Below are 15,666 nucleotides of genomic sequence, written 5' to 3'. Positions count from 1 at the left end.
AAAAGGAATTTGCTGAGGTTATTTTATCGGTTAAAAGTAGATTCCTTGTTTAGAAGCATATACCTGTCAAATTTATTGTATGGAAGTTAATGATAAGTTAGTAGAAGAAATTAAAAGCCGCGTGTCGATGGCGGTTGATGCGGTGCGATCAACGTTGAATGAATATCCTTTTACAGATCAGGAAAAATTACTAGCGGAAACGCTTGGGGAATTAGATGATTTTTATGATTTTGAGATTAAATTAAGTGATATTAATGGGAAATTAGAAATTTTTGATAGTAATCAAGAATCTTTTGGTGAAATAAATACACCTTTTTGTAGGATATCATATCCTATTTATTTCCATTTCAATTCAACGGTTTTATTTGAAATTATCAAAGAAGCATCTCCTTCGGATATGGAAATAACTGTAGATCATATATTATTTTATGTCCCGCTTCAGGGACAAGATGTTGATAAAGTTGATTTTAAGAATGCAGTACTTTCTGTTCGACGTTTTATTGAAAACACCGCTATACTGAAAAAGGATTTACAGGCTATAGTAAAAGAAACGAAGAATGTGTTAAAAAAACAGATTGAAGGTCTATTTGCAGCTAGACTTGAACGATAGCGTGCGGAACTCTTCAGTTTATAAAATAATAAAGCGTGGCACTATCAATACCACGCTTTATTATTTTATTTAAAAGTTTTCTTTTTTAAGGGCACTTAGATTGCTGTAAAATTTGTCCAATCAGAATTCTCTTCGTATTCCATTTGAGGTGCCGCTTGATTGTTGCTCGCTAATTGTCCAATAAGCATTGCGATATCCATTGAAACGTGGTCTTGAGTAATACTGACTAGTTGCGGGTTGAATCCGTTGTTTCCGATTTGTAGTACAAATTGGAAACAGATCACTCTAGCAATGACTTTGCCTAATGTGACTAAATCTCTTTGTTTTATTTGATCAGAAAGATTTAGATCCAAAGCTTTCTTAAAATAAGGTGAAGCGTGTTGTGTGAGGTGATAAACATTTAGAAAAGCAAGCAAATTTTGTTCTTTGCTTTTGCGCATAAGCTTGGTGACCGCTTCGGCAACCTGTGAATACAACATCTCATTTGAACCTTCGAATATTTGGAAAGGTCTACTATCGACTACGCTACGCCCAGCGATATGATCAAGTCTGTATCCGTTTGCACCTGCAAGCTGTAAAGATATTTGTGCAGATTCTTGCATAAGATCCGTCACTAATGCCTTAACGCTATTTGCGTCAATGCCATTCCCTGAGAGATCTGCCGAGATAGAGCTCACAGAGGTACTATAAGAACACATTGCTGAGCAAATTGTAAATGCGGCTTGTATACGTGAAAGCTGCTGTTTTACGGCATCGATTTCATGAAGTCTTAGCCCGGAAACTTGTCTGTTTTTACAGTGTGTTAAAGTTTCGTCTAATAGTCGTTTGATGAAGCCCATGCCCATTCCCGGAAACTGTAGTCTACTGCGGTGCAAGGTATCTAACATTAATTTGATACCTGTACTTTCCGGTTGCAATCTGTGTTCCTGAGGAACTTCTATATCTATGTTGTTAATGCCATAAGGTATAGCATATAAACCAAGGTTGTTGTAATAACGTTCTACATCAATCTTTTGCTCTGGAAGGTTATTATCAGTTAGAAAGAAGTCGATATCTCTTGCGAGTTCTCCTTGGGCATTTTTTTTACGTGCTGTAACAAGCCAAAAATCTGCAGCTCCGGTTAAACCCTGCCAATGCTTTTGTCCTTTAATCTGGTATCCAGAACCATATTGTTCGTACGAAGTCCGCATATTTAAGGCATCACTGCCATAAGCCTTTTCTGTTATCATGAGTCCTCCCATAGCTTTTTCTTCCAAAAATCTATGAAAAACAGCTGGTTTTAGAGACGAATCTCCATATTTAGCAAACGGTTCGAGAAAGAGTGCAATGTTGATACCAAATATAAGGGATAGCGATAGCGATTCGTAAGACGCTGCAGATAGAACACTAAGACACTCTTTAACAAGAACGCCTCGCCCCCCGTAACACTCGGGAATAGCTACAGAAAGAGGCTTCATATCCATAATCTCACTTAAAAAGTGGTCGGGTAAACCACGATCGAGACTTAGATTATTGTAATCGTAAGTATGATTGAATAAATCGGATAACCTTTCCCTGAACGATTTGATGAAAACATCAAAATCTGGGCTGATAATTTGAGGCTGCAATACGTTAAGCATTTTTTCTATTGTAATCGAATGAAGGGTGGTACCAAACGTGCTATACCAAATTAGTTTATCGAAACCTCTTCCGGTACAATTGAAGTGTGAAAAGTAAAACTGTAGATTTAAAGAACGTTATAGTATAAATACATCTTAACTTTTCATGATCAATATGCTTTAAACTAACGGTGTATGCACGACCACTTTATACAAAGTTAATGTGTAGAATTAAAAAGATCTTGATTGAATCAGTATAAAAAATAGGATAAATCGTGCATGTGTGTTTTCTATTTGGCATTTTTTCTATAAGTGGTAGGAGAAATACCCACTATCTTTTTGAAGATACGTGAGAAATAGGAAGGGTCTGGGAAGTCTAACTCATAGCAGATATCGGCAATGCTTCTTGTGGATTCAAATAATAGCAGTTGGCTATGCATAACTAAAACTTCTAATATGAGTTCTTTGGAAGATTTGTTGTATACCGAGGAAACACATCTGTTCAGATAGTTTATAGAAACAGCTAATCTGTCAGCATAAAAGCTTATGTTTTTTTCTTTTTTAAAATTCTTATGCACTAATTGCTTGAACATCATCGCAATTTCCTGTCTTCGATTAAGTTGATTATTGGATGCCGATAGCTTAATGATTTTTAGGAGTAAAGACTTTAGTAGGCTTTCTGAAAGCTCTTTGTAGGGCGTCTCAGTATGTAGTTCATCATACAACAAACCGAAAAGCTTATCTAAACTGGAATTGCCTTCGGTAGATAGATTGAGCAGTGGAGAGACAGTAAAGATATTTAAAATCTCCTGCTCTCGAAATATAGAAGTCATCGCGCTATCATTCACTAACACACAGTGTCCTTTGGCTGAAGTATCAACTGATCGTATGGCGGATATATTGCCGTAGGTGTTTATTAATACGGCAGGTGCTTTAACAACATAGACTTTGGGGCCAATTTGATGCTCGAAATAGCCTTCTGTTAAATGTACGAGCAGGTTATAGCCGAGAAATATTGGCGGTATAGGGATTTTAAGATAAGGAGCAATCTCTGTTAGCCTGAATATTTTAACTGGAGATAGTTGGTGACGTAGATGCTCCATACTACCGACCATAAATCGGTCGACGAATTCATCTGCATTTACCGGTTTTTCCATTCTTTACGTATTTTAGTTGTTGTTACCGTATATGCCAATATCCAATAAATAGTGGAGAAAAAAAAGTTTTTAGAAATTTTGATCCTATATAAATACGTATTGGTTTTAATAGTTTCAAAATTGTAATTTCTTGCAGCGATCTAGTACATTATATGCTAGTTGTATGCTTTCGAAAGAACATAAGTGGTTAGTAGAATAATTCCTTGTTTGGAACCGTTCCCAATTGTTGGGAACGGTTCTATAGAAATAAAGAAGATCAGTACTTCTAGATCGGTTCTATTTCGGCTATTTTAGGATCAGAATGATTTTTTTGATAATTGTGAAAATGATATAATGAAAAGACTAACCATTTTGAGCCAGATAATGCAGATGAAATTGAGTACACTCACTTTGTTTTTGCTATTTTTTTTACCATCGTTACATGCTCAGCCTTCCGGTATGCATCCGAATTGGCAGATCAAGCTTGTAAAGGAAAAGATTAAGAACAGGGAGGAACCTGTTTTTACAGCCTATAAAGAGCTCTTGAAGCAGGCAGATTCCATGTTGCAAATTGAACATCACGCTGTGGAGAATCTTAAAATACCAGGTTTCTATTCTGATAAAAAAACGCATAGGGAAATGGCTATGCATCTTCAAACAGACGCTTTTGGTGCTTATAGTACAGCTCTAGCTTATGTGTTGAGTGGGGAAAAAGAATATGGTAATAAAGCGTTATATTTCTTGAAAGCATGGGCTACAATAAATAAGGAATATGCGGAACTGGATGGTTCATTGGTACTTTCCTATGCAGGTCCAGGGCTGATGATTGCAGCAGGGTTGCTTCGTGATGATAAATTGTGGAAAAGATCTGATAAGCGTCAGTTTGACGAATGGACAAAGAATGTTTTTCTAAAGGCGTCTCACAGTATTCAATATCGGAATAATAACTCTGGAGACTGGTCTCGGTTTGCTACGCTTTTGGCTGCTTCTTACCTGCGAGATACGGTCGATTTCCGTAATACGACCAATTTAATCAAAAAAGATTTGTTTGATAAAATTGCACCGGATGGGCATATGATTGAGGAAGTTAAACGCGAAGGAAAAGGATTATGGTATACGTACTTTTCATTAGCGCCATTAACAGCGTCACTTTGGACGATCTATAATGAAACTGGAGAAAATCTCTTTTTCTTAGAACGCGAGGGAGCATCTGTTTACAAAGCGTTAACATATTTGAAGTATTATGTGGCTCATGCGCAAGAATGGCCTTGGTTTAAAAATCCCGATGTCGCTGATTTAAATACAATAACCGGCTTTTGGCCTCCAAATCTTTTCGAGTCGATGAAGGATGTATATAAGGATTCTACTTTTGACGATTTCGCCGCTCCGTATAGACCTGTTTCTTTCGTAAAACACCATTTTGCTTGGACATTCCCTACATTGATGCCTATTGATTTGAAGCGATAATGTTCTTCTTTAGTCAAATGTCATCTATTCATTTTTTGTATTGAAATATTTGAACAATACATTTTATTGACTTGCAAAAGCGTATCCCGTAGCCTATTTTTTAAAATAGGCTATTTACCTATCAATAAGGTGGTTAATTCGTGGTGGGGAATGGATCTCTAAGAAAGGATGATGGCTGTTAAATGGATGATTTGGTTTATTCGTTATACGCAAATTTAGCCATCTATGTACTTATTAATACATCTTGAATGGGGAATATTAAACGGGAATGCTCCCTAACTGTTTTTAGATATGGTCAGTTAATCTTTTGCTGCAACGGTAGAATGTCTAATGATAAGCTCTGCATCTAGGGTTTTTATGATGGGTTTCCATTCGCTTTGGTCTTTATCAATAAGGTTTAATAACAATTGTACAGCGGTTCGGCCAATCTCTTTGACAGGCTGGGCCAGTGTCGTTAGGCTCGGTTCAGCAAAACTAGAGCCGTAATTGTCACTAAACCCCACAACTGCAACATCATCAGGAATACGTTTTTTCATCTTTTTTATAATTTGCATTGCTTCCAATGCGGTAGGATCATTTACTGCGAAAATTCCATCTATAGGATTTTCCAATTCCATTAAGAATTTAACGTATATTTTTACCTTCGGAAGGCTTAAATCGAAATCTATAATGAGATCTTCATCGACCTCTAGGCCATGTTTAATTAATGCGTCTCGGTAACCATTTAATCTCTTTTGGCTGATCACCAATTGTTTTGGCCCGGATAGATGGGCTATACGTCTTTTTCCAATAGATATGAGATGTTCAACAGCTTTGAAAGCTGCATCATAATCGTTAACAACCACCTTGGGAACCATAATTTCATTACATACTCGGTTAAAGAATACAATAGGAATATTACGGCGTACGAATATTTTCCAATGGTCAAAATTTAGTGTTTCTTTGGTGAGAGAAACTAAAACGCCATCCACTCGGTTGGCAAGCATAACTTTTGAATTCGCGACCTCCGTGGCATAATCTTCGTTGCATTGCGAAATAAGTACGGAGTAACCTTCTTTACTAGCCTCTTCCTGTGCGCCAACGACTACCTGTGGAAAAAACGACGTAATGAATTCCGGGAGTACAATACCTATTGTCTTCGTTTTATTGGTTATCAAGCTTATCGATTGCATGTTGCGTTGATAATCTAGCTTTTCTGCTAACTCTATAATTTTTTGACGTGTTTCTGCCTTTACATTCGGATGATTAGTTAGGGCTCTAGAAACAGTTGATTTAGAGATTTTTAATTCTTTTGCAATATCGACAATAGTTACTTGATCGCTCTTCATTTATTAATAGGTTTTTGACCGCTTATGTTTATAATAATACCTAAAATAACTCTTATTTGGTAAAATGAAAAGACAAATAGGTGAAAAAAGGGGTACTACGATCAATACCCCGGATTTTGCAATAGAAGTGGCATTTTCTGTATTTCTGATAAAGGTATCGGTAAGAGATACATGGCTTTTCGAAAATTTAGAGGACGAGGGGCAGATCCTATGTTATAGGAAAATGCATTTTCACCAGTACGCGTAATAATCGCAATTTTGTTAAATCCTTTTAAAACATTTTCTGCAATCATCCATCTTCTGATGTCGTTGAAACGGTGGTCTTCAAAGGCTAACTCGATTCGTCGTTCATTTCTAATAATGGCACGCATTTCTTCGGTATTCATATTGGCGTTAAGGCCATAAAGTCCGTCTGTGCCAGCAAGTATCCCTGCCCTTTGGCGTATTTCTATTAAACTGTTGTATGCTTTTTCTGGAAAACCAGCCTCATTGATGGCTTCAGCATAATTTAATAATATCTCCGCGTATCTAATTAAAGGCCAGCTACGTTCTGTATTACCAGCAGTATTGGAAGCTAAATTTTCATCCAGCATTTTTCTTGAAAAATATCCTGTAAAATAATTATTTGAGGTGTAGGCATCAGAAGTGCTATTGGGGATAACGGAGCCAGCACTCGTATAAGTGAAAATCGTTGTTTTAGGACCAGTGTTGCTAGTATATGGCAAACCATTGTAGATAATAGAGTAGTCAAACCTGGGATCTCGATTGCTGTAGGGCTGATCAGAATCGTATAAGCTGCTTTCGTGTATACTTTTTCCGTCACGCATGGGGAATGCTTCAGCAAGATTATGTGTAGGCTTCATGACAGAGCTTCCCGAGCGAGATGGAGGCAGATAATACGATTCTAGTTCCTTTTGAGCTGGACGGTTGTATGGAAGAATGTATTCGTTATTGACACGTTTTAAGAATACTTCATAGAACCCGTTTCCTGCTCGGGTTGTATTATCCACGTGTAGGCTATACATGTTGCTGTTTATCAACTGCTGTGCTGCATCGGCAGCTATTTGCCATCTGCTTTTTTCATTATTGACATAACCTAGAAGAGGAGCAAGCTCGTTAACGTTGTCATTTAAGCCTCCATTGAATAATGGGCTAGCGGCATAGAGTAATACTCTCGATTTTAAAGCTAAACAAGCACCAACAGTAATGCGTCCATAGTCAATATCCGAGTATCGGTATGTAGATAGTATCTGAGCGGATTGATCGAGTTCGCTAACAATATAGTTTACACATTCTTCATAACTATTTCGTGGTATATTAATCATATCGTTAATGTCAAATATTTGATCACTTATCAATGGTACAGCTCCAAATGCACTGATGAGATGATGGTAATAGAAAGCTCTTAAAAAACGAGCTTCTGCTTGCATACGCCGCTTTATAGATTCATGGAAAGGTGCTGAAGGAAGTTTAGATAATAGTAAGTTGACACGTCTTATGTTTTTATAGGGTGTATTCCAAAAATCCTTGTCCGTTGCGAAACCTGTTAGTACGTTATTGGGACCTATAGCACCTTGAACGTAAGAGACAGCCCATACAGATAGGTTGTTATTGCCTTCCGCATTGTCGGTAGCTAGTTCGGTCGTTCCCGCTCCTCCTGCAGAAGAAAAACGATAAGGGCCAAAGGCAAATCCCATATCGACATAAATTCGGTCTAAAAAGCCCAAAGTTCTAACACTATCAGTGAATACGTCATCTTCTGAAATTACATTGGTTTTATCATCGAGGAATTTTGACTTCTGACAGGATAGAAAAAATCCAACGCAAATGATCGCTAAAATATATTTTTTCATGTGTTAAGAATTAAAAGGTTAGATTTATACCGAAGTTAAAGATGCGAGTTGGGGGATAAGGTAAGTCCGCAACTGATTCTAATACTTCGGGATCTAAATTGTACAGTTTGTCCAGTTTGGTCCAAGTCAAGAGGTTATAGCCGCTGGTATAAAGGCGAAGGTCTTTTATCCGCATTCGTCTTAACAGCTCGCTGCTTAACGTATAGCTTATTTCAGCTGTTTTCAAGCGGATGTAATCTCCGGGTATTGCCCAAAAATCTGAGTAAAAATCACGAGGGCTCTGACTGAGGCCTGTGGTGTAAAGTTGTGGATATTTGGCGTTGTTGCCTAGCTCGGGGGTCCAGTGCTGCTGATGTATGGGGAGGGACTTGCTTGCATTGTGATGAATGATAGCTCCTTGTGCACTGGATACAAAATTGCTTGCGCCTTGAAACAGGACGGTTACATTTAAATTTTTGTAACCCGCGCTTAACGTCAATCCATAAGTTGTATTTGGTAAGTTTGTGTAGCCAAAGTAGGATTGGTCGCTCGAGTTGATAATACCATCACCATTTAAATCTTTATACTTTAGATCACCTGGTCGTCCTCCAACAGCTGGCTTTGGTACTGCTGGGTTTTCAATATCTTCTGTGGTGTAAAATTCTCCTGTCCAACTGTATTTCAATGCAGAGCCTATTGATTGTCCTGTAAGACGTTGGTAAGGATAAAGTGGCTCGGGTTCATCCATAAATAAGATCTTATTCCTTGCTAAGGAATATGTTCCTTTGATTGTGTAACGCCAATTTTCTTGAATGTTGTCGGTATAGCCGATTTCTAACTCCCAACCTTTGTTATTTGTTCTTCCGAGATTAACATTAGGCAATGTTTGTCCGAATATGGCAGATACGCTTCCACGTGTGGTAAGAATATCATAACGCTCATTAGCAAAATATCCAATAGTTGCATTTAGCTTTCTGTTAAACAACGCTAGGTCTAAGCCAATATCCATTTTTTTCTCCTTCTCCCAGGTTACTTCGCTGTTTGCGAGTGTACCTTCCAAGGCTGTAAAGTAGGTGTTGTTGTTGGATGTGCCGAATAATCCGGTGCCACTTCCAATAGTGTAACTTTGTATGTAAGAGTAAACTCCTCCCGTGTTGTCGACTCCCGTTAGACCATAGGAGCCACGAATTTTGAATAGATTAATAAAAGAGAAATGATCTTTCACAAATTGCTCTTCTGCAACATTCCATCCCACGGAGGCTGCGGGGAAAAAACCGAAACGTTTGTTTTCAGCAAAGCGATCTGTACCGTTGTAAGCACCACTAATTTCTATAAGATATTTGTTTCTATAATCGTAACTAAACCGGCCAGTATAGCCTTTAAAATTTTCTGGTATGAAATTATAATCCCTATTACTGTTGTTTGCGGTTTTACTGTTTTGGTTATACAAAAATAAGCCTTGTACATGATGGTGTTCCGCAAAGGTTCGGTTGTAGTTTAAAATAGCTTGAAGAGTTAATGAAGCATTGGTGCTTCCGGGGGAATAGCTTAATGAAGGGGTGGTCAAGCGATAGATATTGTCGCGTTGTCCAAAGGAATAGGTGTCTGTGTTTTGGTCATAGATGTAAGATATAAAACCTGTTCCACTCGCGGGGCGTTGCATACTTCTCGTGTAAAAGTAGTTATTGCGATAGCCTAAAGTTCCTTTCACAGATAAACCTTGTGTGATAAAATTTAGGCGCTGGGTAGCTGATGTCGCGACATTGATATTATTGCTAAATGTGCGGTAGTAGCCATTATACATTAGCCGTCCTACTAAGTTATTGTTGTTCCTTCCAGAAGAGTTGCGTTGCCATTGACTATAACCTAGACTTCCATCTGGATTATAGATGGGATAGTTGTATGGGGCAGTCTCTGCCGTGCGGGAGAGGTCACTAAATATATTGTTGTTTGCACTAGCATTATTTGAGTTGGTTTCGTCTAGATTTCCGAAAAAATCGAATCGAATATCCAGGTCTGCGTTTACTTTTAAGTCTATGTTTGAACGATAATTATACCGTTTGTAATAAAACTTGCTATTCAGATCTGCGCTGAAATCCTTTAATTGGCCACCTTGATCAAGCTGACCTAATGAAACGAAATATTTTGCACGATCGGTACCTCCAGTTACACTAAAGTTATTTCGAAATTGAGGGGCAAATTTTCGAAGCAAAATATCTGTCCAGTTATTATCTGGATGTCCATAAGGATCACTTCCATTACGGAAGAGTTCGAGATCATCCTCTGAAAATTGTGGAACAAAACTTTGGTTTGGATTTAAATTGTTGCTATTAATTTGCGCGGTATTTAACAATAATGCAGACTCATAGGCATTCAGGAAAGTGGGGCGACGTGTCAACTGGCTTAGTGCATACTCGGACTGAAAACTAATGCGTGGCTTGCCTTCTTTACCGCGTGTAGTTGTCACTAGAATAACCCCATTAGCACCCTTTATTCCATAGATCGATGTTGTTGCTGCATCTTTTAGAATGCTAATTGATTCTACTTCATTTGCGTTGAGTGCAGAGAATTGGGCGTAGGTGAACTCGATATCGTCCACGATGATTAGAGGTTGATTATTGCCTGTATAGGAACTCACGCCACGAACGTAGAATGTAGCTGCGTCGCTGCCTGGTTGCCCGCTTCGCTGCTGGCTACTGAAACCCGTGATTCGGCCTGCTAATGTGTTCTGTAAATTAGGTGACGGACTTTGTCGTATTTCATCTCCAGTGATCGAACTTACGGAACCAGTTAATGTTTTTTTTGATGTAGATCCAAAGCCAACAACGACAACATCCTCCAGCGCGTTGGAATCTTCTGTTAGCAGAATCTCAATAAACGATCTTTCATGGATATTAACCTCTTGTGAAATGTATCCAATATGTGTTAATACAATGATATTATTCGTTAGGTTGAGGGTGAAATGTCCCTTGTCATCTGTAGTTGTTTGGTTTTGAGAAATACCTTTTTCCATAATGGTGACATCTTTCATGGGACCTGCTAGATTTTTTACGATCCCGCTCATTTGGCGAGGTTGCGCATAGAGGCATGTTATATTGGATAATATAATAAAGCATATAACGTGATATACAAAGTTTTTCATGATTGGTTTCATAATGTCGATAGATTAATAGTAACCTTCATTCTGGATAAGTTTTTTGTTTTTTAATACCTCATCATATGGGAGGGGCATATAGTAATTTTTTGGATTGAATTTGAAATCAGACACCACTGTTTCTTTAGCTGTTATCGCTTCGTTGGTTTTACTGAGTGTGAGTCCTGTAAGTTTATCGTTGATTGATTCTGCATCTTTCCAACGACGGATGTCCCAAAAACGATGTTCTTCGAAGGAAAGTTCTATACGCCGTTCATTTTTTATCAGTTGTCGTAATGTAGCTTGGTCTACATTTTCTGGAATTCCGTACCGTCCATTAGAACCAGCGCTAATGCCTGCTCTTGTTCTGATAGCTATGAGCTGTTTAGTTGCATCTTCCGTTCGTTCCATCTCGTTAAGTGCTTCTGCATAGCTAAGCAATACTTCGGCATATCTGAAATACGGGAAGTTGTGACTTTGGTTGGCATAGGTAGTAGCTGTCGTAAAGTCTCCTAAAAATTTTCGTAGGTAGTACGATGTTCGTGTTTGCAGTTGATATGGTTTGTTCGGTTTATCTAAACCGCCTTCGAAAGTTTCTACAGCTCTTCCTAACCATTGTACACCGTTATAAAAAATGATAGCGTTTAAGCGAGGATCTCTGTTCTGATATTGCTCTAAGTTGGTGGAAGTTCCAGTATATGGTGTTCCGTTGCTATTCGGAAAAGCATTTAAAAAATCCTGTGTTGGACTCGTTTGTCCGTTGCTCGTCGTGGGAGCTACATATCCAATCGGTGCATTGTTGTTTTCTAGTATCGTGGAATTGGCGGATTGTTTTGCGAAAATAATATCGGTGTTTATCTTGGTTATAAAGATGTTTCTGTATGCGGCAGTTCCAGTTGCTGCGGGTAATTTGAAATAACCCTGCGCTATAATTGCTTCAGCAGTTGATATCACTTGGTTCCAACGGTTCTTGTCATAGTTTGTATATCCGTTTAGATTTTTAATTGTTAGGTCATTTGCTGTTGCACCGCCATTGTAAAGTGGACTTGCTCCATATAATAATAGGCGGCATTTTAGTGCTAAAGCAGTTTCGGAATTGACGCGCCCATAATCTACAGCTGCAATGTCTGATCCCTTTGGAAGGATGTCTTTGATTGCATCACATTCGGCCGCGATGTAGTCTAAGCATTCGGAAAAAGTTGCTCTCGGAATCTGCATGTCATCTTTTAAGTCGAATACACGGTCGCCTATTAGCGGTATTCCACCATATCTTTTGAGAAGTTCGAAGTAAGCAAAAGCGCGCAAGAATCGTGCTTCTGCGATGTAACGGCTTATTAGTTCTTCAGGGATCGGGACAATCCCGATATTGTTGATAAAGATGTTACATCTTCTAATGATCGTGTAGCTGTTTTGCCAATTGTTGTCAGGATAATTTACGGCTGTTAGTTGACCATTGGTAAACAAACTAATAGCAGAACGTTCGGAAGAGGGGATAGCATCATCTGTTGCGGCATCTAAGAAATTCCCGTCTATACGATTAAATCCATTGGGAAGGAAGGAATAAATGCCAAATAGATAAGCTTTTGCTTGAATTCCCTCTTTGTCCGTGGCATCAAAGATGTCTGTTTCTAATATACGTTCTTTAGGTTCCTGCTCAAATTTGTCACAAGATGCTAGCGCTAAAAAGGTGAATATAGCTAAGTAAGTTGTTATCTTTTTCATCTTAATTTATAGTTGGATATGTACACCTAGACTGACTGTTTTTTGGATGGGATACAATCCTTTAAAGTTTTCAGGATCTGCATCACGAAAAGTTTTCGATCCTATTGTGAATAGATTGTATCCATGGACAAATAGCCTAGCCGTTTGTAATTTAGCTTTACGGAGTAAAGATTGCGGCAATGCGTATCCAAGTTCAATGGTGCGTAATCGAAGGAAGTTTCCATTTTGAAGCCAAAAGGTAGAAGTTACATTATTATTTATCTCGCCATTACGGGGGCCTGAATTCGTACTTAGACGCGGATAGGAAGCCGATATGTTTTCTGGTGTCCAGCGATCGAGATGAAAGCTGTAAGCTTGTCCTGTGCCATTGGCAAACTCACGGTAGCTATTACCCGATAAATAAACCTGTCGGTTTAATTCGCCTTGAAGAAAAGCATTGAAATCAAAAGCGCCAACTTGAAGGCCTAGTCTTGTTCCAATCAAAATTTCGGGTTTTGTTGAGCCAATAGGACTCTGATCATACTGATTGATAACACTGTCGTTGTTTAAATCTCTATATTTGATGTCTCCTAATTGCGCCTGATACCCTTCTATCGTAGGGTGAGATAGTAATTCACCTTCGTCACGGAAAAGACCTTCTGCAATATATCCGTATGCTTGTCCCACAGGATTTCCTGTTTTCACCATCCATTCGTAAGCCGGTGTTGGCTCACCCGCGTAGATTAGTTTTGACTGTTGGATACTGGCATTAAAAAATGCATAGTACCCGATTTTTTGTTTTGTTTCTTGCCATCCTAGCTCTCCTTCAAAACCTGAGTATTGTTGTTTGCCTATATTTTCTGCGGGGTAGTTTATACCGAAAGTTTCGCTATTTGTACCTCTAACTATGCTGAGGTCAGTATGTTTGTTCGTGTAATGATTCATGCTGATTGTAAGGCGGTTTTGAAAAAAGCGAGCATCTAATCCAATATTTAACATTGTTACTTTTTCCCAGGTTACATCTGGATAAGCGAGATAGGATTCTCCAATAGTAGCTGGAATTGTGGCGCTCGATCCGAAGTAAGTCGTAGGGGCAGCATTGTACGACTGTAGGTAAGTATAATAACTTGCATTATCTCTCCCTACAGCTCCAAACGAGCCATATAGCTTGAGGGCATTTAGCCAAGGTGTATCTTTTAAAAAGGTCTCTTTATGGATATTCCAACCTAAACCTAATGCGGGGAATGTTCCATATCGGAATCCGCCATCATTAGGATAACGATTGGCACCATTAACGGCAAAGGATACCTCCGCGAGGTAACGGCTGTCAAAATTATAAGCTAAATGTCCAGCTAATCCTTGTACGGTATAGGCGAGGTTTGAACCATTGACAAGATTGTCTCGATTAACAAGAGCTACAGCTTGTATTTCATGTTTATTGGTTGTTTTACTATAGCCAATAGATAGCTCCTGAAAATTCGAACGATTTTGGAATGCAATATTGTTACTGTTATTTTGCTCTGTGGTGTTTCCATATTGTTTGTAGTAAGCATTGTTTGGATCGTTGTTAACCCATTGGAAAACTGCAAAAGATTTATTTCTGATGTAGTTTTCACGTAAGTTGCTAAAAAAAGACGCTCTAGCTTTAACCCATAGTCCGGCTATTAAATGATCCATATTACCTTTGAGATAGAAATCTGTTAGTACTGTTCTTGTGTTAGCAATAGAATAGCCCGATCCCATGGCTTGCGCAAGAATGTTATTTTGGAATAGCGCATTCCCTGCGTATGTACCATTTGCATTGTATATCGGATATGCATTATTGGGCGTATTCAGAATAGATTGGAAAATAGCCGGGGCAGCATCATTTCCAGGACTATTCCCTTGCATCAACCGTCCTTGAAGGTATATGCCAGCCTCAAGTTTATCGGATAGTTTTAGGTCTACGTTCGAACGTATAAAGTAACCTTTTGCACCTGTATTTGTACTGTAGTTGTTCGCATTGTCCGTTTTCAGGAATCCGTCTTGTCTAAGATGTTCTAGATTGACAAAATAACGTACAAAATTATTACCTCCACGTGTATTCAGGTTATACCGTGCTATCGCAGCTTGGTCCTTTAAGAGCTCATCACGCCAATTTACATCTGGGTAAATGAGGTCATCTGTCCGATTACGATAGCCAGCGAGGGTAGTCTCGTTGAAGCCCCTATTTTGTACAGAAAGGCCATCGTTAGTTAAGGCTTCGTTGTACAATAAAGCATACTGATAAGCACCAAGCGGTTCGCCAATAAGATTTTGTAACATGTATTGGGTTCCCCATTGTCCAGAAAAATTTATTTCAGACTTGGTTGCGCTTCCTTTTTTTGTGACGATTGAAATTGCTCCACCGGCCCCCCGGATCCCGAGCATTCCTAGTGATACTGCGTCTTTTAGAACAGTGATTGATTCAATCTCTTGCATGCCTATTTCTGTTACGGATCTTGGGATGCCATCTATCAAAATCATGGGGCTACGTCCGCGCAATGCAATAGATATTTCCTCATTTAAAGGTTGTCCATTGGTTTGATTAACGCGAAGACCTGTGAGTGTTCCAGAAAGAGCCAAGGGGTATGAGGCAACAGGCGTATGGGCAATTTTATTTCCTGATAAAATTGCGACTGAAGAGACAGAGTTATCTTGTGGTATGCTATAATATATTAAAGGATAAGTTTTTAAGGTGTCGTTGTTGTTTGAAATTGTTGATTTATCCAGCTGAGCTTTGGTATATATTGGAATACAGCAGAGGAAGAGAACAACAGCTTTAACTCCTAAAAGTTGTTTGAAAAATATCATACTTTTTACGGTTTAAATAGGTTATAATA

Annotated in this window: 9 protein-coding genes; 2 read left to right on the top strand and 7 right to left on the bottom strand. The window is 38.6% G+C overall.

The window, feature by feature from the left end; all coding sequences use genetic code 11:
- Positions 1–79 precede the first annotated feature (79 nt).
- Complete coding sequence (locus ACSZOX_RS00970; RefSeq protein WP_437917869.1) at positions 80–610, top strand: hypothetical protein; 531 nt, start codon at positions 80–82, stop codon at positions 608–610.
- A 95-nt stretch (positions 611–705) separates the two neighbouring features.
- On the opposite strand, the gene ACSZOX_RS00965 is transcribed toward ACSZOX_RS00970, so the two are convergent.
- Both ACSZOX_RS00965 and ACSZOX_RS00960 read right to left on the bottom strand, forming a co-directional pair.
- Positions 706–2,229, bottom strand: a complete 1,524-nt coding sequence (locus ACSZOX_RS00965; RefSeq protein ID WP_437917868.1) for an acyl-CoA dehydrogenase family protein — start codon at positions 2,227–2,229, stop codon at positions 706–708.
- 269 nt (positions 2,230–2,498) lie between these two features.
- Positions 2,499–3,365 (bottom strand): helix-turn-helix domain-containing protein, encoded by an 867-nt coding sequence (locus ACSZOX_RS00960; RefSeq protein WP_437917867.1) that lies wholly within the window; start codon positions 3,363–3,365, stop codon positions 2,499–2,501.
- A gap of 333 nt (positions 3,366–3,698) precedes the next feature.
- On the opposite strand from ACSZOX_RS00960, the gene ACSZOX_RS00955 reads away from it, so the two are divergent.
- Positions 3,699–4,811 (top strand): alginate lyase family protein, encoded by a 1,113-nt coding sequence (locus tag ACSZOX_RS00955; protein WP_437917866.1) that lies wholly within the window; start codon positions 3,699–3,701, stop codon positions 4,809–4,811.
- Positions 4,812–5,110: 299 nt separating this feature from the next.
- On the opposite strand, the gene ACSZOX_RS00950 is transcribed toward ACSZOX_RS00955, so the two are convergent.
- The 5 genes from ACSZOX_RS00950 to ACSZOX_RS00930 all read right to left on the bottom strand — a co-directional run bounded on the left by ACSZOX_RS00950 (position 5,111) and on the right by ACSZOX_RS00930 (position 15,637).
- Positions 5,111–6,139, bottom strand: a complete 1,029-nt coding sequence (locus ACSZOX_RS00950; protein WP_437917865.1) for a LacI family DNA-binding transcriptional regulator — start codon at positions 6,137–6,139, stop codon at positions 5,111–5,113.
- 101 nt (positions 6,140–6,240) lie between these two features.
- Positions 6,241–7,992 (bottom strand): RagB/SusD family nutrient uptake outer membrane protein, encoded by a 1,752-nt coding sequence (locus ACSZOX_RS00945; protein WP_437917864.1) that lies wholly within the window; start codon positions 7,990–7,992, stop codon positions 6,241–6,243.
- 10 nt (positions 7,993–8,002) lie between these two features.
- The gene (locus ACSZOX_RS00940; protein ID WP_437917863.1) at positions 8,003–11,113 is read right to left on the bottom strand and encodes a SusC/RagA family TonB-linked outer membrane protein; all 3,111 of its coding nucleotides are present in this window, start codon (positions 11,111–11,113) and stop codon (positions 8,003–8,005) included.
- Positions 11,114–11,137: 24 nt separating this feature from the next.
- Positions 11,138–12,826 carry a RagB/SusD family nutrient uptake outer membrane protein gene (locus ACSZOX_RS00935; RefSeq protein ID WP_437917862.1) on the bottom strand — a complete coding sequence of 563 codons (1,689 nt, stop codon included), beginning with the start codon at positions 12,824–12,826 and terminating at the stop codon, positions 11,138–11,140.
- A gap of 6 nt (positions 12,827–12,832) precedes the next feature.
- Positions 12,833–15,637, bottom strand: a complete 2,805-nt coding sequence (locus ACSZOX_RS00930; RefSeq protein ID WP_437917861.1) for a SusC/RagA family TonB-linked outer membrane protein — start codon at positions 15,635–15,637, stop codon at positions 12,833–12,835.
- Positions 15,638–15,666 lie beyond the last annotated feature (29 nt).

Source organism: Sphingobacterium sp. LRF_L2, assembly GCF_965644235.1.
GTDB lineage: Bacteria > Bacteroidota > Bacteroidia > Sphingobacteriales > Sphingobacteriaceae > Sphingobacterium.
This window is presented reverse-complemented; position numbering and strand designations above follow the sequence as displayed.

Bases quoted from the DNA above. Each gene is read 5' to 3' on its own strand.
- ACSZOX_RS00935 (WP_437917862.1), bottom strand. From the start codon at position 12,826: ATGAAAAAGATAACAACTTACTTAGCTATATTCACCTTTTTAGCGCTA.
- ACSZOX_RS00965 (WP_437917868.1), bottom strand. From the start codon at position 2,229: ATGCTTAACGTATTGCAGCCTCAAATTATCAGCCCAGATTTTGATGTT.
- ACSZOX_RS00950 (WP_437917865.1), bottom strand. From the start codon at position 6,139: ATGAAGAGCGATCAAGTAACTATTGTCGATATTGCAAAAGAATTAAAA.
- ACSZOX_RS00960 (WP_437917867.1), bottom strand. From the start codon at position 3,365: ATGGAAAAACCGGTAAATGCAGATGAATTCGTCGACCGATTTATGGTC.
- ACSZOX_RS00940 (WP_437917863.1), bottom strand. From the start codon at position 11,113: ATGAAAAACTTTGTATATCACGTTATATGCTTTATTATATTATCCAAT.
- ACSZOX_RS00955 (WP_437917866.1), top strand. From the start codon at position 3,699: ATGAAAAGACTAACCATTTTGAGCCAGATAATGCAGATGAAATTGAGT.
- ACSZOX_RS00970 (WP_437917869.1), top strand. From the start codon at position 80: ATGGAAGTTAATGATAAGTTAGTAGAAGAAATTAAAAGCCGCGTGTCG.
- ACSZOX_RS00945 (WP_437917864.1), bottom strand. From the start codon at position 7,992: ATGAAAAAATATATTTTAGCGATCATTTGCGTTGGATTTTTTCTATCC.
- ACSZOX_RS00930 (WP_437917861.1), bottom strand. From the start codon at position 15,637: ATGATATTTTTCAAACAACTTTTAGGAGTTAAAGCTGTTGTTCTCTTC.